The 23,092-nt window shown below is 48.6% G+C and carries 23 protein-coding genes, 1 riboswitch and 1 other annotated feature; of the genes, 7 read left to right on the forward strand and 16 right to left on the reverse strand.

The annotated features are described in order from the left end of the window. Complete coding sequence (gene minC, locus C9J01_RS12745) at positions 1 to 663, reverse strand: septum site-determining protein MinC (protein WP_107298538.1); 663 nt, start codon at positions 661 to 663, stop codon at positions 1 to 3. 222 nt (positions 664 to 885) lie between these two features. On the opposite strand from minC, the gene C9J01_RS12750 reads away from it, so the two are divergent. Then, entirely contained in the window at positions 886 to 1,170 is a 285-nt protein-coding gene (locus tag C9J01_RS12750) for a YcgL domain-containing protein (protein WP_107298539.1), read from the forward strand. Between the two features lie 3 nt (positions 1,171 to 1,173). Beyond that, a complete protein-coding gene (locus C9J01_RS12755) occupies positions 1,174 to 2,142 on the forward strand; it encodes a lytic murein transglycosylase (RefSeq protein ID WP_107298540.1) in 969 nt (322 codons plus the stop codon). A 277-nt stretch (positions 2,143 to 2,419) separates the two neighbouring features. Here C9J01_RS12755 and C9J01_RS12760 read toward each other — a convergent pair whose 3' ends face one another. Beyond that, the gene (locus C9J01_RS12760) at positions 2,420 to 2,818 is read right to left on the reverse strand and encodes an H-NS family histone-like protein (protein WP_107298541.1); all 399 of its coding nucleotides are present in this window, start codon (positions 2,816 to 2,818) and stop codon (positions 2,420 to 2,422) included. Between the two features lie 372 nt (positions 2,819 to 3,190). Further along, a riboswitch (Lysine riboswitch) is annotated at positions 3,191 to 3,374 on the forward strand. A 99-nt stretch (positions 3,375 to 3,473) separates the two neighbouring features. On the opposite strand from C9J01_RS12760, the gene C9J01_RS12765 reads away from it, so the two are divergent. Both C9J01_RS12765 and C9J01_RS12770 read left to right on the forward strand, forming a co-directional pair. Continuing rightward, a complete protein-coding gene (locus C9J01_RS12765) occupies positions 3,474 to 5,069 on the forward strand; it encodes a Na+/H+ antiporter NhaC family protein (protein ID WP_107298542.1) in 1,596 nt (531 codons plus the stop codon). A gap of 217 nt (positions 5,070 to 5,286) precedes the next feature. After that, a complete protein-coding gene (locus C9J01_RS12770) occupies positions 5,287 to 5,865 on the forward strand; it encodes a thymidine kinase (RefSeq protein WP_107298543.1) in 579 nt (192 codons plus the stop codon). A gap of 220 nt (positions 5,866 to 6,085) precedes the next feature. On the opposite strand, the gene hisIE is transcribed toward C9J01_RS12770, so the two are convergent. The 10 genes from hisIE to C9J01_RS12820 all read right to left on the reverse strand — a co-directional run bounded on the left by hisIE (position 6,086) and on the right by C9J01_RS12820 (position 15,557). Next, positions 6,086 to 6,712, reverse strand: coding sequence for a bifunctional phosphoribosyl-AMP cyclohydrolase/phosphoribosyl-ATP diphosphatase HisIE (hisIE, locus tag C9J01_RS12775; protein WP_107298544.1), 627 nt, complete (start codon positions 6,710 to 6,712; stop codon positions 6,086 to 6,088). Then, positions 6,709 to 7,482, reverse strand: a complete 774-nt coding sequence (gene hisF, locus C9J01_RS12780) for an imidazole glycerol phosphate synthase subunit HisF (RefSeq protein ID WP_107298545.1) — start codon at positions 7,480 to 7,482, stop codon at positions 6,709 to 6,711. The genes hisIE and hisF overlap by 4 nt, the downstream gene beginning before the upstream one ends. Positions 7,483 to 7,499: 17 nt before the next feature. After that, a complete protein-coding gene (gene hisA / locus C9J01_RS12785; RefSeq protein ID WP_107298546.1) occupies positions 7,500 to 8,234 on the reverse strand; it encodes a 1-(5-phosphoribosyl)-5-[(5-phosphoribosylamino)methylideneamino]imidazole-4-carboxamide isomerase in 735 nt (244 codons plus the stop codon). Positions 8,235 to 8,254: 20 nt separating this feature from the next. After that, positions 8,255 to 8,890 carry an imidazole glycerol phosphate synthase subunit HisH gene (gene hisH / locus C9J01_RS12790; RefSeq protein ID WP_107298547.1) on the reverse strand — a complete coding sequence of 212 codons (636 nt, stop codon included), beginning with the start codon at positions 8,888 to 8,890 and terminating at the stop codon, positions 8,255 to 8,257. After that, positions 8,890 to 9,960: a bifunctional histidinol-phosphatase/imidazoleglycerol-phosphate dehydratase HisB gene (gene hisB, locus C9J01_RS12795; RefSeq protein ID WP_107298548.1), complete on the reverse strand. Its 1,071-nt coding sequence runs from the start codon at positions 9,958 to 9,960 to the stop codon at positions 8,890 to 8,892. The genes hisH and hisB overlap by 1 nt, the downstream gene beginning before the upstream one ends. A gap of 16 nt (positions 9,961 to 9,976) precedes the next feature. Then, a complete protein-coding gene (gene hisC / locus C9J01_RS12800; protein ID WP_107298679.1) occupies positions 9,977 to 11,023 on the reverse strand; it encodes a histidinol-phosphate transaminase in 1,047 nt (348 codons plus the stop codon). Positions 11,024 to 11,030: 7 nt separating this feature from the next. Continuing rightward, complete coding sequence (gene hisD / locus C9J01_RS12805) at positions 11,031 to 12,344, reverse strand: histidinol dehydrogenase (RefSeq protein WP_107298549.1); 1,314 nt, start codon at positions 12,342 to 12,344, stop codon at positions 11,031 to 11,033. A gap of 3 nt (positions 12,345 to 12,347) precedes the next feature. Next, a complete protein-coding gene (hisG, locus tag C9J01_RS12810) occupies positions 12,348 to 13,244 on the reverse strand; it encodes an ATP phosphoribosyltransferase (protein WP_107298550.1) in 897 nt (298 codons plus the stop codon). 35 nt (positions 13,245 to 13,279) lie between these two features. Further along, positions 13,280 to 13,415: a sequence feature (His leader region), on the reverse strand. Between the two features lie 394 nt (positions 13,416 to 13,809). Next, the gene (locus C9J01_RS12815; RefSeq protein WP_107298551.1) at positions 13,810 to 14,328 is read right to left on the reverse strand and encodes a YchJ family metal-binding protein; all 519 of its coding nucleotides are present in this window, start codon (positions 14,326 to 14,328) and stop codon (positions 13,810 to 13,812) included. Beyond that, positions 14,325 to 15,557, reverse strand: coding sequence for an EAL and HDOD domain-containing protein (locus C9J01_RS12820; protein WP_107298552.1), 1,233 nt, complete (start codon positions 15,555 to 15,557; stop codon positions 14,325 to 14,327). Before C9J01_RS12820 ends, C9J01_RS12815 begins: the two co-directional genes overlap by 4 nt. A 212-nt stretch (positions 15,558 to 15,769) precedes the next feature. Between C9J01_RS12820 and C9J01_RS12825 the strand changes: the two genes are divergently transcribed. Continuing rightward, positions 15,770 to 16,672, forward strand: a complete 903-nt coding sequence (locus C9J01_RS12825) for a sulfite exporter TauE/SafE family protein (RefSeq protein ID WP_107298553.1) — start codon at positions 15,770 to 15,772, stop codon at positions 16,670 to 16,672. Between the two features lie 101 nt (positions 16,673 to 16,773). Here C9J01_RS12825 and lpxH read toward each other — a convergent pair whose 3' ends face one another. Next, complete coding sequence (lpxH, locus tag C9J01_RS12830; RefSeq protein ID WP_107298554.1) at positions 16,774 to 17,502, reverse strand: UDP-2,3-diacylglucosamine diphosphatase; 729 nt, start codon at positions 17,500 to 17,502, stop codon at positions 16,774 to 16,776. A 40-nt stretch (positions 17,503 to 17,542) separates the two neighbouring features. After that, on the reverse strand, positions 17,543 to 18,040 hold the full coding sequence (locus C9J01_RS12835) for a peptidylprolyl isomerase (protein WP_039463212.1): 498 nt from the start codon (positions 18,038 to 18,040) through the stop codon (positions 17,543 to 17,545). A 319-nt stretch (positions 18,041 to 18,359) separates the two neighbouring features. On the opposite strand from C9J01_RS12835, the gene cysS reads away from it, so the two are divergent. Together cysS and glpQ are read left to right on the forward strand one after the other, a co-directional pair. Beyond that, entirely contained in the window at positions 18,360 to 19,736 is a 1,377-nt protein-coding gene (cysS, locus tag C9J01_RS12840; protein ID WP_107298555.1) for a cysteine--tRNA ligase, read from the forward strand. 221 nt (positions 19,737 to 19,957) lie between these two features. Continuing rightward, positions 19,958 to 21,040 carry a glycerophosphodiester phosphodiesterase gene (glpQ, locus tag C9J01_RS12845; protein WP_107298556.1) on the forward strand — a complete coding sequence of 361 codons (1,083 nt, stop codon included), beginning with the start codon at positions 19,958 to 19,960 and terminating at the stop codon, positions 21,038 to 21,040. A 95-nt stretch (positions 21,041 to 21,135) separates the two neighbouring features. Here the strand turns inward: glpQ and C9J01_RS12850 are convergent, their stop codons facing one another. Then, positions 21,136 to 21,969 (reverse strand): ion transporter, encoded by an 834-nt coding sequence (locus C9J01_RS12850; RefSeq protein WP_158264537.1) that lies wholly within the window; start codon positions 21,967 to 21,969, stop codon positions 21,136 to 21,138. 163 nt (positions 21,970 to 22,132) lie between these two features. Beyond that, complete coding sequence (locus C9J01_RS12855; protein ID WP_107298557.1) at positions 22,133 to 22,771, reverse strand: YchE family NAAT transporter; 639 nt, start codon at positions 22,769 to 22,771, stop codon at positions 22,133 to 22,135. Between the last annotated feature and the right edge of the window lie 321 nt (positions 22,772 to 23,092).

The following is a 23,092-nucleotide window of genomic DNA, read 5'->3' on the forward strand; positions in this document are numbered from 1 at the left end:
TTATAGAGCCATCTGCTCTATGTTCAAATTGTTTTCAGCAAGCGAGATAACGACATTTTTTCCCCAGAACTCTTGTTGGATTTTGTCGCTCAACCAGTAGTTCCCTGCGATGGAAATGAGTTCTGGCTGTAAGTTATGGCAGAATATCTTTGCCTCTTTCTGACCGCTAGCTCCAGCAATAGCACGGCCTCGAAGGGTCCCGTAGACATGGATGCAACCATCGGCAATGATCTCTGCTGCTGCACTGACATGTCCAAGCACTATTAAATCACTATTTTTAGCATAAATTTGTTGTCCTGACCGAACCGGATTTTTAATGATTTTTGTCGGTGTCATCACAGGTTCGGCGGCTTTGGCCTGCTTAGCCGCATTCATAATGGCGAATCCGGCCTCTTTTGCCTGCTCTTGCAGCGCACGTTGCTTACAGCCGCTGATGCCGACAGGGATCATGCCAGCTTCATGGACTTGGCTTTTTAGCAAAGCAAAATCGATGTCGTTACCGATCTGGCTGACATCAATGACGATGGGAGCTGCTGAAAAGAAATTAGGCGCTTGCTCAACTTTCTCTTTTAGAAAGTTGACTGCTTGCTGTATGTCGCCATCCACCAGGTGGAGGGCAGAGAGGGTAAAAGAGCCTCCCTTGAGTTCTGCAGATTTTGTCATGTGTGCTGATGACTTTCGCTAAATTAGTCGTCCGGGAACGTTATCTCTTGGGTAACTTGCATGTTATATTCCAAACCGTATATCAGCAAGCTATCCTTGCTTTTGCGTTGGAAATTCAGACAACCGTCTCATCAAGTAGGCGATCCCTGACTCGAAGGGGAATGATTCCAGTTAATTGTTGTCTGACAAAATAGCGAAATTAACGAACAGGTTACCGACAATATGTTGTGTGCAATTTACAAAAGTCCTAAAAAAGACAATACCTACCTTTATATCAACAACAAAGATGATTTCTCACCCGTACCTGAAACTTTGTTGAAAACATTTGGTACACCTCAATTTGTCATGGTACTTAAGTTAGATGAACGTCATAAGCTGGCACAGGCAGATATCGAAAAAGTAAAAGCGGAGCTCAAAGATAAAGGTTATTACCTGCAAGTACCGCCACCCGTGCCAAACTTATTGGAGCAATACAAAGCGGACAAATCCGCCAGCAGCCAAGGATAAACTATGCATAAGCGATTGATATCGGCCCTTGTGGCCTTAGGGTTAGGATTATCATCGGCAGTTTATGCTGATGAGGGGTTTGATAATTATGTCGAAGGACTAAAAGTAGAAGCCCGGGAAAAAGGAATTTCAGAGTCGATAATCAACTCTGCTTTTGATGGCATTACATTTGTTGAGCGCGCAGTAAAAGCGGATAAAAATCAACCAGAGCGAAAATTAACGCTGGATGAGTATATTCCCCGTGCTGTTCCTGCCTGGAAAGTAAAGCAGGCTAATGAGCTTTACCGTAAGCATAAGTCGACACTCGATAAAATTGGTCAGCAATATGGTGTGCAGCCAAGATTTATTGTTGCTCTATGGGGCGTTGAAAGTAATTTCGGCCGCCTAATGGGTAATTACAATGTTGTTGAAGCATTATCGACACTTGCCTATGAAGGCCGCCGCGAAGCATTTTTCCGTGGTCAGGTCATGGCGGCATTGGAAATATTGGATGCAGGTCATATTAGCCCTGAAGATATGAAAGGGTCCTGGGCTGGCGCGATGGGACAACCTCAGTTTATGCCTACATCGTTTTTATCTTATGCCGTTGATGGAAACAACGACGGTAAGATAGATATCTGGCAGACTGAGGCAGATGTTTTTGCTTCTGCTGCAAATTATTTAAAGAAAGCGGGCTGGAATGATGAATACACTTGGGGGCGTCAGGTTTCCATTCCTGCCTCTATCGATGAGTCATTGATGGGAGTAGAAAAGAGTAAAGCCCGTTCATTATCTGATTGGCAGACGTCTGGTGTTCGACGATTGAATGGCCAGGCACTACCCAATGTTGATATTGATGCGTGGCTTATTCAACCAGATGATAATCATGGCCGTGCCTACCTTATCTATGGTAATTATCAATCTCTGCTAAATTGGAACCGCTCACATTATTTCGCCTTGGCGGTTAGCCATTTGGCAGACCAGATTCGCTAATAGCGTTATATGACAATTAAGCCAGACCTCAAGGTCTGGTTTTTTATGCGTTTATGACAGTAACCTTACAACTAACAAGAGGATTAACCCTGTTAAAGGTAGGTATCAATTAAGCATTGGAAGGCGTCGATATAGGACTGCAGGTTAATTACTATGTGGGTGCTTAAAACATTATCATTAAAAATCAGTATCTTATGTATTTTTCTTGATTGTCATGAATAAAATAAAAAACCCAGCAATCGCTGGGTTTTTTTAGTTGTTCGTCGGAAGATTTGAATTATTTGATTTCAAACTCTTCTAGAGACTTACCTTCATCAAGTGCTTTTTTCAGTGCACTTGGAGTACGGCCTTGGCCTGTCCAAGTTTTCTCTTCACCATTTTCGTCAAGGAAACGGTATTTAGCTGGACGCTGTGCACGCTTAGCTTTAGGTGCTTTATTTAGAGTTGCAAGAAGCTCTTCTGGGTCAATACCGTCTGCTAGTAGCATTTCGCGGTATTGAGCTAGTTTCTCTGTACGTTCTTTTTCTTTAGCGATTTCTTCCGCTTCTGCTTCTTCACGCTCAGAAACGACAGTTTGTAGCTTTTCTAGTGCTTCTTGTAGCTGTTCTAGAGAATATTCACGAGAAAGTGCGCGAAGGCTGCGAAGGTTAAGTAGCGCTTTCATTGCATCAGACATTTTTTTAATTTCCTGTAGGTCCAAAACTATAAAATAATAATAGCAGTGCCAATTCAATAATTGCAATAATAATACTTTTAATACGGCGATGCCAAATAAAAAATGACGAGTTTATTTAATTTTTTGTGGTTTATATGGTTCATTTCTCATTTGTAATAAATTGTAATGCTCGGGATAAGTAAATATTCTTATCTAAAACCATTTCGTACTGATAAATATTTGCCATCAATTTCATATGTGAAAGCTATAATAAAATGCTTGCAAATGAGTGTTTTTTGTCCGCTGCCGCAAGACTATTCACTATTTTTGTCATTTTTTTCATCTTAACTTGTTGCATTTGGATATCTATTCCGTAGAATTGACCAGACCTAGACTAAGGGTAGAGGCGCATCGTCTATTAGTAGTAAATCGGAGGGTGATTCCGAAGAGGATTTACGAAAGGAGCCGATGCCGAAGTAAACGCGGATTATCAAGCCCGTTTGCTGGGGTTGTCACCGAACAGGGACAACACTGCCATAGTATATAATTACATTAACTATGGAGCGCTACTGTGGAGTCGGAAAAGGGTAACTTCTCTTCCTTATGCTCTTTCATACACGACAAGATGTCGTGTTAAACAGTAGATCTCCAACCAGGATCGGTTGTAGTCGAGATCATGAATATTGTAGATTTTTCACATTCCGCCATGTCGTTGTTGCCACCTTTGGTTGCACTTGGCCTGGCTATCCTTACACGTCGTGTTTTAGTTTCCTTGGGTGTTGGTGTCCTGTTGGGCGCATTCCTGCTGACTGATTTTTCAATCGGCGGTACCGCTTCTTATATCGGAACCACAGTGACTGGCCTGTTTATTGATGACGGTGCCATCAATAGCTGGAACATGAGTATTGTCGCCTTCCTTATCTTGCTGGGTATGACCACAGCATTGCTTACACTTTCTGGCGGTACTCGTGCTTTTGCTGAATGGGCACAGACTAAAATCAAGAGCAAACGTGGTGCAAAACTGCTGGCCGCTTTCCTTGGCGTATTCATCTTTGTTGATGATTACTTCAACAGCCTGGCTGTAGGTTCGATTTCACGCCCTGTGACAGACCGTTTCTACGTGTCGCGCGCTAAACTGGCGTACATCCTTGACTCAACTGCTGCACCTATGTGTGTATTGATGCCAGCTTCTAGCTGGGGTGCATACATTATTACCCTTATCGGCGGTATCTTGGTGTCGCATGGTGTAACAGAATACACTCCGCTCGGCGCTTTCATGCAGTTGGCTCCAATGAACTTCTATGCAGTTTTTGCATTGCTGATGGTGTTCGTGGTGGCTTGGTTCCAAATTGATGTGGGCCCAATGAAGAAGCACGAGCTAGAGGCGAGCCACTGCCGTGGTTTCGACGAGGGTGACGACGACAGCCGTGCAAAAGACCTTAATGACGAACTTGAAATTGAAGAGAGCAAGAACGGCCGCGTTGCTGACTTGGTCATGCCAATCGTAACCCTGATTGTGGCAACCTTCTTCTTCATGCTGTTTACCGGCTACCAAGCCCTTGCTGCAGATGGCCTAGCATTTAGCGTACTGGGCGCCTTCGAAAATACAGATGTTGGCATGTCTCTGGTATACGGTGGTCTGGTTGGCTTTGCAGCTGCACTTATTCCAGTACTGCGCCAGCGTATTCCGATGGCTGATGTCTCTTCGACATTGTGGATTGGTGCCAAGTCGATGTTCGGTGCGATTTTAATCCTGCTATTTGCGTGGAGTATCGGTACCGTAATTAGCGACATGGCGACAGGTAAATACCTATCGACGTTGGTTGAAGGTAGTATTGACCCTATGCTTCTTCCGGCTATCCTGTTCTTGCTTGCGGGCGTAATGGCATTCTCGACCGGTACTTCATGGGGTACGTTCGGTATCATGCTTCCAATCGCTGGTGATTTGGCTGCTGCAACCGACATTATGTTGATGCTTCCGATGCTAGGCGCAGTTTTGGCAGGTTCGGTATTCGGTGACCACTGTTCACCAATCTCTGATACAACTATTCTGTCGTCGACAGGTGCACGCTGTCACCACATCGACCACGTTGCAACACAGCTACCTTATGCGCTGTCTATGGCAGCGGTATCGACAATCGGCTTCTTGGTGCTGGGCTTTACCGGTTCGCTAGCTGTGTCGTTTATGACGGCAACCGTAGCGTTTATCGTAGCTTGTATCCTGCTTTCATGGCTATCGCGCCGTCCTCAGGAAGCAACTGCTAACGCGTAATACAGTCAAACTCAGTGCTAGTTTGATGATGAAAAAGCCTGTATTTGATACAGGCTTTTTTTGTTTTTGTGGTAAATCAATCAGATTGGCGAATTTTATCCATTTTAGCGTGATTTGGTAACAAAGAAGATGAGCTTGCTCCTTTCAATATGGAGGGCTTTTCTGTAGCATTCCGGCTGATTTTTTCACGCACCAATCGTATTACTAGGGAAGCTTAATGGCCCAGATGTATTTCTATTACTCGGCAATGAATGCGGGTAAGTCGACAACATTATTACAGTCATCATTTAATTACCGCGAGCGCGGTATGACACCGGTGATTTTTACCGCCGCGATTGATGACCGTTACGGCAAAGGCAAGGTCAGCTCGCGTATTGGTTTGCAGGAAGAGGCGGAGCTATTTAACGCCAGCGACGATCTTTATGCGCGTATGCAGGATATGAATTCGGCGAAAAAAGTCGACTGTGTACTGATTGATGAGTGCCAGTTCTTGACCAAAGAGCAGGTATATCAATTAACCGAAGTGGTCGATAAGCTACATATTCCTGTGCTTTGCTATGGTCTTCGCAGTGATTTCCGTGGTGAGCTATTTGAAGGCAGCCGTTATTTGCTGGCGTGGGCAGATAAGTTGGTTGAATTGAAAACCATCTGCCATTGTGGCCGCAAAGCCAATATGGTTATTCGCCAGGATGCCAGCGGCAAGGCTATTGCCGACGGTGATCAGGTCGAAATCGGTGGTAATGACCGTTATGTATCGGTATGCCGCAAACACTACAAAGAAGCGCTTGAGCGTTAATTCCATAGTACATGGCAATCTAATACGTATAGAATTTTGCTTATTGTGGTGTCCCAAGTAACAGAATGAAAATTTCAAAAACGCAAAAGCTGACATCCATGTCGCTCCAACTCTACATCCATGTTGAGTAGGTTTTGTAATTTTATTCTGTTACAGGGCAGTCCTTGAATATAAAAAGCCCAGCTACTCAGCTGGGCTTTATTATATCTAGAGGAAGGCGTTATTTATGGCGTTCCTGCAATTTAGCAGTGACATCCGACAGTGATTTGCCTTGGTCCTGCAGCAGTACCAGCAAGTGGTAAATCAAGTCGGCGGATTCACAGATCAGCTCCTCCTTGTCACCCGACGTTGCCGCAAGCGCGACTTCAACCCCTTCTTCACCCACCTTTTGCGAAATCCGCTTGGTGCCACGGGCATAGAGGCTGGCAGTGTAGGACGAATCAGGATCGGCACCTTTACGAGAAGCCAAGACCTGCTCAAGTTGATGAAGGAACACCAAGGCAGGTTGCTCGACCTGTCCTTCTTCAGCCGTATCATTGCTAAAGCAGGTAGGGGTGCCCAAGTGGCAGGTTGGGCCGATAGGGTCGACTTTTACCAGTAGGGTATCTTGGTCACAGTCCAGCTTGATGCTTTTTAGCTGGAGCACATTGCCCGAGGTTTCGCCCTTGGTCCAAAGTCGCTCTTTGGTACGGGACCAGAAGGTGACCTGTTTGGTTTCAAGGGTTTTGTTCAGGGCTTCATCATTCATATAACCCAGCATCAGTACCTGGCCGCTGGTATTGTCCTGGACAATCGCCGGCACCAATCCGTCTACTTTTTCCCAATTAATACTGCTTACAAGGCTCATAGTCGGATCTCCACATCTTGTTGTTTCAGGTATTGCTTAAGCTCGCCAATATTGATGATTTGCTTGTGGAATACCGAGGCAGCCAAAGCACCATCGACATTCGCTTTGTTGAATGCATCGGCAAAATGCACCATCTCGCCAGCACCGCCAGAGGCGATAAGCGGAACATGGCAGACTTCACGCACCATATTGAGCTGGGTGAGGTCATAGCCGTTACGCACACCATCCTGGTTCATCATGTTTAGGACGATTTCACCGGCCCCACGGCGCTGAACTTCTTGAACCCAGTCGCGGGTCTCCCAGCGGGTTGCTTTGGTACGGCTTTCGTCACCTGTGAACTGGTAAACTTGGTATTTGCCGGTGTCGGCATCGAAATAAGAGTCGATACCGACCACGATACATTGAACCCCAAATTTATCCGCCAGCTCGGTGATCAGGTTGGGATCCGCCAGTGCCGGTGAGTTAATCGAGACTTTATCGGCGCCAAACTGCAAGATGCGGCTGGCGTCCTCGGCAGATTTGATCCCGCCGGCAACACAGAAAGGAATGTCGATCACTTCTGCGACGCGGGCAACCCAGCTTTTATCAACCACACGGCCATCACTTGAAGCGGTGATATCGTAGAAAACCAGTTCGTCGGCACCCTCTTCGGCGTAGCGTTTGGCAAGTGGGACGATGTCACCGATGATTTCGTGGTTGCGGAACTGTACCCCTTTAACCACCTGGCCATCCCTAACATCGAGGCAGGGAATAATTCGTCTTGCTAACATTTATTGTCTCCTTGCCCTTATTCTGCCCAGCAAGCGAAAGCTTGCTCTGCGGTAAATTTGCCATCAAGCAGGGCTCTGCCGACGATAACGCCAGCGACCCCAGAGCCTTTCAGCGCTGCGATGTCATCGAGTGAACCAATACCGCCTGAGGACTGGAACTGAACTTGCGGGTATTGGGCACACAAATCTTGGTACAGTTCGACGTTCGAGCCTTCCAGTGTGCCATCCCGTGAAATATCGGTACACAGTACATGCTTAAGGCCAACCGTCAGGAAGTCATCGAGTAGGGCTTCGATGGTGACGCCCGAATCTTCCTGCCAACCGGAAACGGCGACATTGCGTTTGCCATCGGCATCAATATTGATATCGAGTGCCAGTACAATGTGCTCAGGGCCATACTTTTCCATCCAGCCTTTAACAAGTTCTGGCTGCTTGACGGCAGTCGAGCCGATCACCACACGCTGGGCACCGGCATTAAGTAAATCAGCGACATCTTGTTCGGTACGGACACCACCACCAATCTGGATATTGGCTGGTGTGCTGGCCAGAAGTTGACTGATCAAATCAAGCTGGCGGGCAGAGGTATCTTTGGCTCCGGTTAGATCAACCAAGTGCAGCCAGTTCGCACCGGCCTTGTGGTATAAGTTGAACTGCTCGGCAGGGTCGACTTTGTATTCGGTTACCTTGCCGTAGTCTCCTTGAAACAGGCGGACAACCTGACCTTCAATTAAATCGAGAGCGGGAATAATCATATCAAGTCCTTTTGGTGTCCTTACATTTCAAGAAAGTTTTTAATCAACTGGGAGCCAGCTTTGCTCGAGCGCTCCGGGTGGAACTGGACGCCGTAGTAGTTACCGCTCTGGACCGCAGCGGTAAACGGTTGGCCGTATTCGCAACTGGCAATCGTGCGTCCTGCTTCTGGCTTATCGAAAACAGGCATCGCATAGCTGTGTACAAAGTAAAAGTAGCTGCCAGCAGGAATGTCCTTGAACAAAGGGTGATCCTGCTCGGCGGTAACGGTATTCCAACCCATGTGGGGTAGGGGTAACTCGCCAGTTTGCATCTTCTTCACTGGCGCACCGCAAAGGCCAAGGCAGTTAACCTGCTCGGTGCCGCTTTGGCCTTGTTCTTCAGACAGTTCGCCCAGTAACTGCATACCGAGGCAGATGCCGAGCAGCGGTTTGTCGACCTGCTTCACGAGGTTGATAAGATCACGCTCTTCGAGGTTTTTCATCGCCTCGCTGGCAGTGCCCACACCCGGTAGGAACAGTTTGTCTGCAGCCAGAACAACGTCAGGCTCTTTGCTGACGGTCACGGCATAGCCCAACCGCTCAATGGCAAAGCGCACCGATGACACATTGGCACAACCGGTATCGATGATGACGACTTGCTGGTTAGATGCTGACATTACAATACTCCCTTGCTGCTCGGTAGTTCGTTACCTTCTACCCGAATGGCCTGGCGCAGGGTACGGCCAAAGGCTTTGAACAGGCTCTCGACGATGTGGTGATCATTGTTACCCGTCGATGAAAGGTGCAGGGTGCATGCCAGCGTATCAGTCAGCGAGCGGAAGAAGTGGGAAACCATTTCCGTCGACAGATCGCCAACTTGCTCGCGGCTGAAAGTCGCGTCGAATTTGAGGTAAGGACGTCCTGACAGATCCAATGCACACTGGGCCAGGCATTCGTCCATCGGCAGGCTGAAGCCGAAACGGCCAATACCACGCTTGTCGCCCAGTGCTTTTTTCAATGCTTCACCCAGTGCCAGTGCGGCATCTTCTACGCTGTGGTGATCGTCGATGTGGAGGTCGCCATCGACGGTCAGTTCCATGCGGAAGCCACCGTGGGTCGCGATTTGATCCAGCATGTGATCAAAGAAGCCGAGCCCGGTGGCAATGTGGTTGCCGCCAGTCTCATCCAGGTTTACCTTGACGCGGATATCGGTTTCCTTGGTCGTCCGCACCACTTCGGCGATCCGTGGGCGGGTGGTAAGATCTTTAACGATCTGTTGCCAGTCCATCGTCTGCGGATTGTACTGGATGCCTCGGATAGCCATGTTTTCCGCCAGTTGCAGGTCGGTTTGGCGGTCGCCAATCACAGCCGATGTTTCGAAATCGACCCTGCCTTGCTGGAGGTAGCCTTTGACCAAACCCAGCTTGGGCTTGCGGCAACTGCAGTTGTCTTCATCGAAGTGCGGGCAGATCAGGATATCGTCAAACTTCACCCCTTGGGATTCAAAGATCTCCATCATCATATTGTGCGGGGCATCGAAATCTTCCTGCGGGTAACTGCTGGTTCCCAGACCGTCCTGGTTGGTGACCATCACCAATTTATAACCGGCATCCTGAAGCTTCAGCAGTGCAGGGATCACAAAAGGCTCCAGCTTGAGCTTGTCGAGGCGGTCTACCTGAAAGTCGATTGGTGGTTCAACGATCAGGGTGCCGTCACGGTCGATAAATAAGATTTTTTCCTTGCTCACAGTGTTGTCCTTTCTCTTAATTTTGTCCTAGCTGCTCTCGGATGAAGGCCAGTGTTTTTTCACATTCGTCGCGGTTACCGATACTGATACGGATGCAGTTCTCGATCGGCGAGCGGCGCAAGATAATGCCGTGGTCCCACAGGGCGCTGAACAGGGCATCAGCGTCAGGGAATTTCACCAGCAAGTAGTTGCCGTAACCCTCGTACACGGTAACACCTTCCAGCATCCCGAGTCCTGCCTGAAGGTAGGCACGGTTGGCGCTGATATCCAATACTTGGAACTTGGTTTTGGCACGCCCTGCAGGGGAGAGTGCCTGTACCGCGATATCGGTCACCGGAACTGGGACAGGATATGGGGCAATGACTTTCAGGAGTAATTCAATCACTTCCTGGTTGGCAATGGTAAAGCCGCAACGAAGACCGGCAAGGGCGAAAGCCTTTGATAAAGTGCGCAAAACCACCAAGTTAGGGTATTGCTCCAGCATATTCGCCGTTGTTTCTTCGAGGCAAAAGTCGATGTAAGCCTCGTCAACGACAACTAGTGCCTTGCCCTGGGTCAGATCCAGCAGGGATTCGATATCTTGGCGCTTGATAAGGTTGCCGGTTGGGTTGTTCGGGCTGCAGACAAAAACCAACTTCACACCGTTAAGGTTTTCCCGGATACCCTCCAGATCCAACTGCCAATCAGCAGTCAGCGGAACGGTCTTAGTCGCGACGTCGAAGGTTTCTGCACTGATGGCATACATGCCATAAGTGGGTGGGCAATATAGAATGCTGTCTTGGTTTGGCTCGCAGAAAGCACGGATCAGCAGCTCGATACCCTCATCGGCACCGCGTGATGTCAATACCTGCTCAGGGCGCACCGAAGCATAATCGGCATAGGCTTCAATTAGCTCTGCAGGCTGGCAGGTACTGTAACGGTTGAGGCGATCGCATTTGATATTGTATTCGTTGGCAAACGGAGATTCGTTGGCATTGAGCCAGATATCGCCGCTGCCGCCAAGACGGCGGGCTGACTGATAAGGCGTCAGTTCGCGAACAGTTTTACGTGCCAGTTGCTCAATCTTCATGTTACGCCCCTTTAGTTACATCTTGTGCCGCAGCCAGTTTTTCTACCCGGATAGTGACAGCGCGTTTATGGGCATCAAGGCCTTCTGCTTCGGCGATAGCGACAACGGTTGGTGCCAACTCTTTCAGGCCATCGGCACTCAACTCTTGAACTGTCATGCGCTTGCTAAAATCAGCGAGTCCCAGACTTGAATAAGTACGGGTGTAGCCGTAAGTCGGCAATACGTGGTTGGTACCAGAGGCATAATCACCAACGGATTCCGGTGACCAGTTACCAAGGAAAATTGAACCGGCGTTGTCTAGTTGAGAAACCAGATCACGCGGATTGCGGGTTTGCACAATCAAGTGCTCCGGCCCGTAGTGATTGGAAATAGACACACACTGGGTCAGGCTTTCCGCCACAATCAAAATGCTTGAGCCTAGCGCCTGGCGTGCAATGTCTGCTCGCGGCAGGGCTTTTAGCTGCTGCTGGATAGCGTCGGCTGTGCGATCGGCAATGCTTGGGTCAGGCGTTACCAGCACTACCTGTGAATCAGGGCCGTGCTCGGCTTGGCTGAGCAAGTCGGCGGCAATGAAATCTGGATCTGCGCTGCTGTCGGCAATGACCAATACTTCGGACGGGCCGGCTGGCATATCAATTGCAGCACCACGGAAGTCATTACTGACCTGACGCTTGGCCTCGGTGACAAAGGCATTGCCCGGGCCGAAGATTTTATCAACCTTGGCAACGGATTCTGTACCGTAAGCCATAGCCGCAACCGCCTGCGAGCCACCGACATTGTAGATCTCGTTAATCCCACACAGCTTGGCGACATAAAGGATTTCATCGGCAATAGGTGGTGGTGAACATAATACGACCTGACGGCAGCCAGCGATCTGGGCTGGTACGCCGAGCATCAATACCGTTGATGGCAGCGGTGCACTTCCGCCAGGGATATACAAACCTACAGAGTTGATTGGGCGGGTGACCTGCTCACAGACTACACCCGGCTGGGTTTCCACCCGTAGCGTCGGTTGCTTTTGTGCTTTGTGGAAAGTGGCGATATTCTGATAGGCCTGTTGCAGCGCCTGCTTCATTTCATCGCTCAGCCTTTCTGAAGCTGCAGAGACTTCTTCGGCACTCACCTTAATACTGTCCGGCTTGATGCCGTCGAATTTCTCAGTCAACTCAAGCAAAGCTTGGTCGCCACGGTTACGGACATCACCAATGACGCCTTCGACAATCGCAGTGATGTTGGCACCTTCAGTGATCGCAGGGCGCTCAAGCAGGCTTTCTTGTTGGTTTTCGCTCAGGGATTGCCACACAACGGTTTTCATTGCTTACTCCATCATCTTTTCGATAGGCAGGACAAGGATTGAGCTCGCGCCCAGTTCTTTGAGTTGTTCCATGGTTTCCCAGAACAGGTTTTCAGAGCTTACAAGATGTACCGCAACACGGCTCTTGTCTTGTGACAGCGGCAATACCGTCGGGTCTTCGGCACCCGGCAGCAGGGCTTTGATTTGGTCAAGGCGCTCAGCGGGTGCGTGGAGCATGATGTACTTAGATTCTTTAGCTTGGATAACGCCCTGCATACGGGTTAGCAGGCGGTCAATTAGGGCTTGTTTGTCGGCAGACAATTCGCCGGTTTGCTGGATAAGCACTGCTTTGGAGCGCAGGATCACTTCGGCTTCTTTCAGGCCATTGGCTTCCAGCGTTGCACCGGTCGAAACCAGGTCACAGATAGCATCGGCAAGGCCAGCACGTGGGGCGACTTCCACTGAGCCGTTGAGCATACAGGTACTGAATTTAACACCTAGCTCGTCCATGTAGCGCTTTACCAGCTGCGGGTAGGTCGTTGCAATCCGTTTACCTTGCAGGTCTTGTGGACCGTTGTACTCGGCATCTTTGTCGATCGCAATGGACAGGCGGCAGCCACCGAAGTCTAGACGACGTAGCTTGATATAGTCGGCTGGCTCGCCACGGGCTTCACGTTCAAGGCCGACTTCTTCCAGCTCGTTTTCACCGATGACACCCAGATCAACAACACCGTCCATGATCAGGCCCGGGATATCGTCATCACGAACCAGCAATAGGTCGATAGGCATGTTTTCAGAGTGAACCACCAAGCGCTCACCCATCATATTGAACTTCACGCCGCAACGCTTGAGTAACTCTTGGCACTCTTTACTCAGGCGTCCTTTCTTTTGAATTGCAATTCGTAGTCGTTGTGTCTGCATTGTTTTAATCCCTGTACTCGATGTTGAGCCTGAAAACGAAAAAACCCTCGGAAGATATCTCTTCCGAGGGCCTTGTAATCTGTGCTTAGCGACCGCTGGAAGAGTTTTTTTGCGTCTTCCAGAGCGAGGCGTATCCTCCCGAAAGACTAATCAGGATGATGATGGTGATGTAGGTTTACCATTGGGATACGCATAGATATGTACTCTGTATAAATCATTATTAACGCTTGCTTGTGATTCACACTAACGAAGCTGGATTTATTTTGCAATAGCAATTTTACGGAATTTTTAAATTTTTATCAGGCTGGTATTTTGGGTTGGATAAAACCTAACCAAATGGGGGGTGTAAAGCGAAGATTGTAGACAGGTTTTTGCTTTTACGCTGAAAATGGGAAATATGTCTCGCAACAAGAAAGAATACGATTTGTTAACGATTGGTGGGCGTGCAGTAGTGTCAGGTGTGGGAAAGTTTATTCTGTTTAATGAATAATTTCGCCTAGGTGAAAAACTCCCCTAGATCACTAGGGGAGGGGAGCCGTGAAGTGGTGTGGATTGACCCGCCTTTTTAGCCACAGCACTTTTTGAATTTTTTACCGCTGCCGCAAGGGCATGGGTCATTGCGCCCGACTTTGTCACTGACAACAGGGGAAGGCTTGCTTTCTTCAACAGCGGGTGGCTCAGGGTATTCGCCATCGATGTAAAACCACTGGGGGTTGCCGTCCACTACCTCTTTGAGGAAACGTGAGCGTTCATGGAGGCAATATTGCTCGCTACCTTCCTGGTAGAAGGCTTTGAATTCGACATAACCCTCGACGTCAGTCGCAATTTCACTGTTGATCACTTCCAGTCCCAGCCATTGACTATTTACCGATTCTGCAATGGCTTCACGGTATTGTTCAGCCTCGCAACTTGGGTGATAGGTAGCCACAACATAGTCCACTAAGCCCAAGACATGGGCACTGTAGCGTGAACGCATGAGTTGTTCTGGGTGGGTCGCAAGGCTTGGATTTTGGTGGATAGGTTGGCAGCATTCCGCCAAAGGGCGTTGGCTGCCACAAGGGCATGACGAGATTGGTTGGGTCATGGTTTACTCGGTAACTTTTGCTCAAACACTGTGACCCATTTTAAAGATTCCATATAGGTCTCTGCAACGACTGATTCTTCGAGTTTTAGCGCCTGGCATAAGCGCTTGATGGTTTGCCAATCTGCTTGGTCATGGGCAACAGCCAAACGCAGGATCCCGCCCAGATAACCGCGGCGATTGATCAGGGCATGCTGAACTGTTTCGTCCAAGGGGAGTTGATCGATAAGCGCTTCAATGGGTTGATCCAAAATGCTATCGAGCAATGAAAACAGCCCGGTTAAAAAGGCTTCGTTGCTATCAATTGGAATCTGTAGGTGCTGGCTTAATTGCTCGCTAAATCGTGCTCGTTGTAATGACAGGAAGTACAGCGATTCCGGTTTGTTTTCAACAGCGTGAGAGGTGGCAACAAAGGTGACAAAACGCCTGAGCTTTTCCTCGCCGAGATAGATCAATGCTTGTTTGAACGAAGAGATCGGCTTGGCACGGGTATAAGTCATGTTATTGACGTGACGTAGCAACTTATAAGAGAGCGTTACATCCGTCGCAATGATCTTTTCGATCTTGTCAAAGTTGACCTCGACACGGCTGATTTCTTTATAGAGCCGAAGAGTTGTGAGTGCCGAAGGCTCAAGCGCTTTTTTGCGAACAATTTCTGGCCGGCTAAAAAAGTAGCCTTGGAAGAGATCAAAGCCAGCCTCACTGGCGGCAATAAACTCCTCGTAGGTCTCGACTTTCTCTGCCAAGAAAGTAATTTTACTGCCTTTTTCTTTTAGCCGACGGATAAAAAATCCGGCCTTCGCCAGCGGCGTTGCCCGCAGATCAAACTTGATAATATGAACAAACGGGATGAAGCGGTTCCATTCCGGTGTTGGGTTGAAATCATCCAATGCCAAGGTGTAGCCAGCTTGGTAGAGCTCCATGACGGCGGCCAGCAGGTTATCATCTGGTTGGCAGGTTTCCAGTATTTCGATGATGAAGCTTTTTTTCGGGAACAGCAGCGGTATACGGTTTATCAGGCTACCGTGCGGAAAATTGATAAAGGCTTTTTTACCGGAAGCAACGTCACTGTGGCCGGTGCTGAGGAAGTTGTCAGTCAGCAGGCGATGAGTGGCATGTTCTTCATCAACGTCAGGGAAACTGTTGTTTGGACCGTCTCGGAATAACAGCTCATAGCCGATGGTGTCTTTGTCCCTGTTTAAGACTGGCTGTCTGGCAAGATATGAATTCATGTAAGTAAATAATCGATCTTACGTTGGTGATGCCATTATTAATGTAGTTGCATTTGACGATTAATGTATGGCTTTTCGTACAAATTATGACAAAAATAAGCCCAATAAGACAGTGTTACATTTTTTTGCCTATCTACAATGATACTGAACATGGAATTATTCGTGAGCATAATGGATAATCTGCGGCTTTCCGAAAAAATTTTGTGTAACTCATGACCGTATTCACAATCATACAAGCGGGATTGCTTGTAGGTGGACTGGTTTTTATCGCTATGTTGCTTCTTTCATGGCGTAAAAATCGAGAGCAGGAAGCACAAACAAAAATCTTACCTATTGGCCTGATTGGCGGCTTTGCCAACTTCTGTGACACCTTGGGTGTCGGTAGCTTTGCTATCAAAACTGCAGGCTATAAACAATTTAAGCTTATAGACGATCAACTGCTACCGGGAACGCTCAATTGCCAGGCGGTGCTAGCAACCGTGGTTCAGTCACTGATTTTTCTGACTGCCGTGGATGTCGACCCGACGACCATGGTTTCCATGGTGCTGGCAGCCTGTTTGGGAGCAACCTTTGGTGCCCGTTTGGTTTCCAGTTGGGATCGCCAGTTGATCCGCTTGGTAATGAGTGGGGCCTTGCTGGTGGTAGCGAGCTTGATGTTGGCAGGCCAACTTAAGTTGTTCCCGCTCGGTGGCCTGGAGTTAGGCCTATCTGGCTGGAAACTGGCCGTCGCCATTGCGGGTAACTTCCTGTTCGGCGCGCTGATGACTGTTGGTATCGGCCTTTATGCCCCATGTATGACCATGGTTTACCTACTGGGTATGCACCCGTTGGCGGCGTTCCCAATTATGATGTGTTCGTGCGCCTTCTTGAGCTTTTTCTCGGCGGGTGGCTTTATCCGAATGAACCGCATCAACAGCCGTGCGGCGTTGGTGGTTGCGATTACTGGCCCAATTGGTGTAGTGATTGCAGCTTATCTGGTGAAGTCACTGGATCTGCATTTGCTGGCTTGGTTGGTCATTGGTGTGGTGCTGTATACCTCGATTACCATGTACCGTTCGTGGTCAAAAGAGCGCGCGCTTGCAGGCAACGAAACCTTGGTAGGCTCTTCCAAGTAGGGAGTAGTATCCCATCAACGGTGAAAAAGGTACGCATGGCGTACCTTTTTTATTGTCTGCGTTTGGCTGTGGCGACTGTGATTGGGTGTAACTAGCGTTAGTTAAGGCTGAAAATCACGTGTTTCCAGCTCGCAACCCTGCGGGGTACAAACCAATACAGAGCCATGATCATACCAGTCTCCGAGCACAATCCGGCGTGCGTCTTCGCCGTTGACAGACAGGGTATGTATATCAGGGCGATGGGTATGGCCGTGGATCATCTGGTTGACCCCAAGCTCTGCCATAACATGGACAACCTCCCCTGGGATAACATCCATAATGGCTTGGCTTTTAGCCTGGTTGGTCTGGCTGCTACCACTTCGCATCTTCTCCCCAATGCGCTGGCGATAGCTTAGTGGCAGGCGGAAAAACAACCATTGGATAAAGCGGTTGTGTACCTTTTTGCGGTAGCGCTGGTAGCCTTCATCCAAGGTGCACAAGGTGTCGCCGTGCAGGATTAGGGTCGGGGTCCCGTAGAGATCAACCACTGTGTGTTCAGGTAGGAGTTCGACGCCGGTTTCTTGGCTAAATCGCTTGCCTATCAGGAAATCACGGTTGCCGTGGATGAAGTAGCAAGGCACACCGCTATCGGTAAGATGCCGGAAGGCTGTTTTTATTTGCTGGTGGAACGGGGAATCATCATCATCGCCAATCCACATTTCAAACAGATCGCCCAATACATAAAGGGCATCAATGCCTCGTGCCTCGTTGGACATAAATTGAAGGAAACAGGCGGTGATATCAGGCCTGTCGGCACTCAGGTGCAGATCGGAAATAAAAAGTGTGGTCATAGGAGGGAAGGGTGGCACAACGGCCACCCTTTGTGAAGCATTACTCTTCGATAGTTACGTTGTTGATAACAACTTCTTCTACCGGTACGTCCTGGTGTACGTAGCCCCAGTTACCCGTTGCTACGCCTTTGATTTTGTTCACTACGTCCATGCCTTCAACGACTTCAGCAAATACGCAGTAACCCCAACCGTCAGGTGTTTCTGATTTGAAGTCTAGGAATTTGTTGTCGTTCACGTTGATGAAGAACTGAGAGCTAGCAGAATGCGGCTCCATAGTACGTGCCATAGCCAGTGTACCCACTTTGTTGCTTAGGCCGTTGCTTGCTTCGTTTTTGATTGGTGCACGAGTTTCTTTCTCTTCCATGCCAGAAGCCATGCCGCCGCCCTGGATCATGAAACCATCGATAACGCGGTGGAACAAAGTACCGTTGTAGAAACCGTCACGGCAGTACTGTAGGAAGTTTGCACAGGTCTCAGGTGCTTTTTCAGTGTTTAGTTGGATTTTGATGTCACCAAAAGTAGTGTGAAGCGTTACCATGAGCTTGTCCTTTAAATAGGTGTATATTGCTTTAAATATCGGATTCTATCTTACCCGGCCTAGCCGTCAATAATAACCGTTAGAGTTAGCAAACTCTGTGATAAATAGGCGAAATATTGACCTTTTGCTTAACTATAGAATATGTGTGAAAGCTTGGCACCATGGACTATGGTCGTAGAGGCTGAGCGATTGCGGCAGTATCCTTAGCGATATTGTTGCAGAATCGTCCCGATGGCGTGATTTTCCTTGCTATAGGCAGCCAATAAAGGTGTAATTACCCTCTTGAATTGTAACCCCACCAAATGAGTATTGAAGAGACATGTTGAAGATCTATAACTCACTGACAAGACAGAAAGAGGAATTTAAACCCATCCAGCCAGGTAAAGTTGGCATGTATGTCTGTGGGGTTACCATCTACGATTTGTGTCACATCGGTCACGGCCGTACGTTTGTGTCATTCGATGTGGTTTCGCGTTACCTGCGTTACTCGGGTTACGATCTGACATTTGTTCGTAACATCACCGACATTGATGACAAGATCATCAAGCGTGCAGCGGAAAATGGCGAAAGCTGTGATTCATTGACCGAGCGCCTGATTGGCGAAATGCACGCCGACTTCGATGCATTAGGCATGAAGCGCCCGGATATCGAACCTCGTGCGACTGAGTTCATTGCCGAGATTATCACTATGTGTGAGCGCCTGATTGAGCGTGGCTTCGCTTACGTGGCGGACAATGGCGATGTGATGTTCGAAGTGAGCAAGTTCGATGAATACGGCAAGCTGTCTAAGCAAGACCTTGACCAACTACAGGCCGGTGCTCGCGTTGATATCGAAACAGCCAAGCGTAGCCCGCTTGATTTCGTGCTTTGGAAGATGTCTAAGCCGGGTGAGCCAACTTGGGAATCTCCTTGGGGCGCAGGCCGTCCTGGCTGGCACATCGAATGTTCTGCAATGAACTCGGCTATCCTTGGCGATCATTTCGATATCCATGGTGGTGGTTCTGATCTGCAGTTCCCGCACCATGAGAATGAAATTGCCCAGTCTTGCTGTGCAACGGGTTCACAGTACGTGAACACTTGGATGCACAGCGGCATGGTAATGGTTGACCGTGAAAAGATGTCAAAATCACTGGGTAACTTCTTCACTATCCGTGATGTGCTGGGTCACTACGATGCTGAAACCGTGCGTTACTTCCTGATGTCTGGTCACTACCGCAGCCAGCTGAACTACAGCGAAGAAAACCTCAAGCAAGCCCGTTCAGCCCTTGAGCGCCTGTATACGTCACTGCGTGGCCTAGATACATCTGTTGCTGCTGCTGGCGGTGACGAGTTTATCGCACGCTTCAAAGAAGCGATGGACGATGATTTCAACACGCCAGAGGCTTACTCTGTGCTGTTTGATATGGCGCGTGAGATCAACCGCCTTAAAGCGGAAGATATCAATGCGGCATCTGCACTGGGCGCACGTATGAGTGAGTTGGCAGATGTACTTGGCCTATTGGCGCAAGAGCCTGAAGCTTTCTTGCAAGGTGGCCCTGATGAAGACGTCGCTGAAATCGAAGCGCTTATCCAGCAGCGTCTGGATGCCCGTGCAGCAAAAGACTGGGCAGCGGCTGATGAAGCGCGCGACAAGCTGACCGCAATGGGTATCATCCTGGAAGACGGCCCTCAAGGTACAACTTGGCGCCGTAAGTAAAGAATAACCTTCTTTGAATTAACTAAGCCGGAGTGAAAACTCCGGCTTTTTTTATGCCTTACAATCAAAAATTACATCAAGATCACCATTCGAAACTTATATGCTCAGTTTCGAGCGCTGTTGATCACACATAGCGAAAGTCATGCTACTGAAATATTAGCGAATCATTATTATGCTTTTACAAATCAAGACAATGACAACGCATTGACTAGGACATAATAATGAAAACAGCTTTCCTTGCTGCCATGATTGGCAGTGCCCTACTTGCTTCCCCAAGCTTTGCCCAAACCGGCACTAATGAAACCAGCAGTGATAAAGTGGTTGTCGCCCACCGCGGGGCTTCCGGTTACCTACCGGAGCATACCTTAGCTGCCAAAGCATTGGCCTATGCCATGAAGCCGGATTACATCGAGCAGGATGTCGTCATGACTAAAGATGACAGACTGGTCGTGCTGCATGATCACTACCTTGACCGTGTGACCAATGTTGCCGAGGTGTTCCCCGACCGTGCCCGTAAGGATGGCCGCTACTACGCCATTGATTTTACTCTGGCCGAAATCAAGCAACTGAGCGTGACTGAAGGCTTCAACATCAAAGAGGGTAAGCAGGTGCAGGGTTTCCCTGAGCGCTTCCCGATGTGGCAGTCAGATTTCAAAGTGCCGACCTTTGAAGAAGAGATCGAAATGATCCATGGCCTGAACAAAACCTTGGGTTATGACATCGGTATCTACCCTGAAATCAAAGCGCCTTGGTTCCACCGTCACGAAGGTAAAGACATCAGTGCTGCTGTACTCAAAGTGCTCAAGCAATACGGTTATACCAGCAAAGACAGTAAGGTGTATTTGCAAACATTCGACTTCAACGAGCTCAAGCGTATCCATGATGAGTTGATGCCGGCAATGGGAATGGATGTCAAACTGGTCCAGCTGATGGCTTATACCGACTGGAACGAAACCATGGAATACGGTAAGGACGGTAATGCGCAGCCTTACAGCTATGACTGGATGTTCGAGCCAAACGGCATGGCTACGGTTGGCAAATATGCTGACGGTATCGGTCCTTGGAAGTCGATGGTGGTGTCTGATGAGTCAACCAAGGGCAATATCAAGCTTACGGGCTTGGTCAAGGCTGCCCATGAAGCTGGCATGCAGGTACACCCATATACGTTCCGATCTGATGAGGGGCGTATCCCGGCCTACGCCAATGACTTCAACGATATGCTAGATATTTTCTACAACACCGCCGATGTAGACGGGGTGTTTACCGACTTCCCAGATAAAGCGGTGAACTTCCTGCATAACTAGCGTTAGCGTGTTAGACACAAATGAGATTTGAAAACGGCACCCATATAAGGTGCCGTTTTTCTATCTGTACGATCAGTTAAATCTACCCTCTATTTTCAGAGGTGTTCAGGTAACTGAGTTCCGCATTTTTTGCAGAAGTTGGCATCGCTTTCGTGGCCGCTGGCCGAGCAGTTGGTGCAGCGGATCAGCTCACGCTGCGTTTTCATTTCTAGGCTGAGTTCTGCCGTGATGATCCCGGTAGGAACGGCCAGAATTGAGTAACCGAGTAGCATGGTAAAAGATGCAATGGCTTTTCCCATATCTGTTTGCGGCACAATATCGCCATAACCCACGGTAGTAATAGTGACAATAGCCCAATAGATACTGGTGGGAATGCTAGTGAACCCGTTGTCAGGCCCTTCAATGATGTAAAGCAATGAGCCCAGGACAGTAACTAATATCGCAACTGTGCTGAAGAATACCAAGATCTTACGCTGAGCCATCAGTAGAGAGCGCAGCAGGATATTGGAGTCTTTGAGGAAGCGTGCCAGTTTGAGGATGCGGAAGATTCGCATGACCCTGATCAGGCGGATGATAAGTAGGTAGTTTGATCCCGGGAACAGGAAAGCCAGATAGCTGGGTAGGACTGCAATTAAGTCAATCACCCCGTAAAAACTGCGTGCATAGGCCCACGGCTTGGGAGAGCAGTATAGGCGCAGCGCATATTCAATCGTGAAGAGAATAGTGAAAACCCATTCGAGAACCGTCAATGCTTCGCTGTATTTGAAATCAACCGAACGGATGGTTGATAGGATCAAGATAAGCTCAGAGCAGAGAATGGCGACAATTAATGCGATGTCGAAGTTTCGCCCAGCTTTGGTCTGGGTGCCGAAGATAATTTGATAGAGGCGCTGTTTACGGGTCAGGGTAACCAAAGCGATAGGTCTCATTAAATTACGATAAGTGTATAAATAATAAACCTAATTATTGCTGAGGGGTAAGCACTATTGTTCTTTTGTCGAGCGGTGTGACACAAGGCCGGAAGCTTTATTTAAAAGCTATCCGGCCATAACGAGGGTTGGAGACGGGTGACTGTTGTTGGCCCCTGCTTTGTTAAGCAAGGCCCGGGAACAAGGCACGCAGTCCGTTGGCTATAAACTCAATACCCAATGCGGCCAGAATCAAACCCATGATACGGGTAATGACGTTGATGCCGGTCTGGCCTAGGAAACGAACGATAATCGGTGCGGCACGGAACAGCAGCCAACAGCAAAATGCAAAAGCGACAATGGTCACTGCAATGCCTATCGTGCTGCTCATCCCCGGGTAACGTGAACCGTAGACAATAGTGGAACTAATAGCACCAGGGCCTGCCATTAAAGGCATGGCAAGTGGAACAACACCGATCTGCTCGCGGCTGATAGATTCGGATTTTTCCTGCTTGTTCTGTTTATCTTCACCGAGCTTACCGCTCATCATCGAAAACGCAATCGTCAGCAGCAGTAGGCCACCGGCAACGCGGAACGAGTCGAGGGATATACTGAACATATCAAGCAAAAGCTGGCCTGCCAGTAGCGAGACTGTCAGGATCACAGCAACGGCAAGGTTGGCTGTCAGGGCTGTTTTATTGCGTTCTTCCGGGCTCATGTGGCCTGTCAACGAGACGAAGATGGGCATAATCCCGACCGGGTTGACAGCAGCAATCAGGCCGACGAAAAACTGCAGAAAAATGGCTAATTCAAGTGGTTGCATATGGAGTTTAGTGCTAATTATGGGAGTTTAGAGCCCAACAGGTACCCAGTGTAGCCAAAGGTCGGAAAATTGTGTCACGGGAAAGCACGACAGAGTCAGCAAGGCTTGTTCTTCCAATGATCTAACCTTCGATTAAAACAGTATAAACCTGTTGATCGGCGATACTTTAAGCCAATTGTCTGACTTTCACCAATTAAAAATAGTTATATCTTTCCCTATTTAAAGTTATTTATGAATATCTTGTTGCGCTGGTGTAAATGCCCATGGTATGGGTTATTCTTTGGTGAGCACATTGCGTGCTACATTAATGAAACAAAACTG

The organism is Photobacterium rosenbergii (assembly GCF_003026455.1).
Lineage (GTDB): Bacteria > Pseudomonadota > Gammaproteobacteria > Enterobacterales > Vibrionaceae > Photobacterium > Photobacterium rosenbergii.

Bases quoted from the DNA above. Each gene is read 5' to 3' on its own strand.
- C9J01_RS12820 (WP_107298552.1), bottom strand. From the start codon at position 15,557: ATGAATTCATATCTTGCCAGACAGCCAGTCTTAAACAGGGACAAAGAC.
- hisA (WP_107298546.1), bottom strand. From the start codon at position 8,234: ATGATTATTCCCGCTCTCGATTTAATTGAAGGTCAGGTTGTCCGCCTG.
- cysS (WP_107298555.1), top strand. From the start codon at position 18,360: ATGTTGAAGATCTATAACTCACTGACAAGACAGAAAGAGGAATTTAAA.
- C9J01_RS12825 (WP_107298553.1), top strand. From the start codon at position 15,770: ATGACCGTATTCACAATCATACAAGCGGGATTGCTTGTAGGTGGACTG.
- C9J01_RS12750 (WP_107298539.1), top strand. From the start codon at position 886: ATGTTGTGTGCAATTTACAAAAGTCCTAAAAAAGACAATACCTACCTT.
- hisG (WP_107298550.1), bottom strand. From the start codon at position 13,244: ATGCAGACACAACGACTACGAATTGCAATTCAAAAGAAAGGACGCCTG.
- C9J01_RS12765 (WP_107298542.1), top strand. From the start codon at position 3,474: ATGAATATTGTAGATTTTTCACATTCCGCCATGTCGTTGTTGCCACCT.
- C9J01_RS12760 (WP_107298541.1), bottom strand. From the start codon at position 2,818: ATGTCTGATGCAATGAAAGCGCTACTTAACCTTCGCAGCCTTCGCGCA.
- hisD (WP_107298549.1), bottom strand. From the start codon at position 12,344: ATGAAAACCGTTGTGTGGCAATCCCTGAGCGAAAACCAACAAGAAAGC.
- minC (WP_107298538.1), bottom strand. From the start codon at position 663: ATGACAAAATCTGCAGAACTCAAGGGAGGCTCTTTTACCCTCTCTGCC.
- lpxH (WP_107298554.1), bottom strand. From the start codon at position 17,502: ATGACCACACTTTTTATTTCCGATCTGCACCTGAGTGCCGACAGGCCT.
- C9J01_RS12770 (WP_107298543.1), top strand. From the start codon at position 5,287: ATGGCCCAGATGTATTTCTATTACTCGGCAATGAATGCGGGTAAGTCG.
- C9J01_RS12835 (WP_039463212.1), bottom strand. From the start codon at position 18,040: ATGGTAACGCTTCACACTACTTTTGGTGACATCAAAATCCAACTAAAC.
- C9J01_RS12815 (WP_107298551.1), bottom strand. From the start codon at position 14,328: ATGACCCAACCAATCTCGTCATGCCCTTGTGGCAGCCAACGCCCTTTG.
- hisF (WP_107298545.1), bottom strand. From the start codon at position 7,482: ATGTTAGCAAGACGAATTATTCCCTGCCTCGATGTTAGGGATGGCCAG.
- C9J01_RS12855 (WP_107298557.1), bottom strand. From the start codon at position 22,771: ATGCAACCACTTGAATTAGCCATTTTTCTGCAGTTTTTCGTCGGCCTG.
- glpQ (WP_107298556.1), top strand. From the start codon at position 19,958: ATGAAAACAGCTTTCCTTGCTGCCATGATTGGCAGTGCCCTACTTGCT.
- C9J01_RS12850 (WP_158264537.1), bottom strand. From the start codon at position 21,969: ATGAGACCTATCGCTTTGGTTACCCTGACCCGTAAACAGCGCCTCTAT.
- C9J01_RS12755 (WP_107298540.1), top strand. From the start codon at position 1,174: ATGCATAAGCGATTGATATCGGCCCTTGTGGCCTTAGGGTTAGGATTA.
- hisIE (WP_107298544.1), bottom strand. From the start codon at position 6,712: ATGAGCCTTGTAAGCAGTATTAATTGGGAAAAAGTAGACGGATTGGTG.
- hisH (WP_107298547.1), bottom strand. From the start codon at position 8,890: ATGTCAGCATCTAACCAGCAAGTCGTCATCATCGATACCGGTTGTGCC.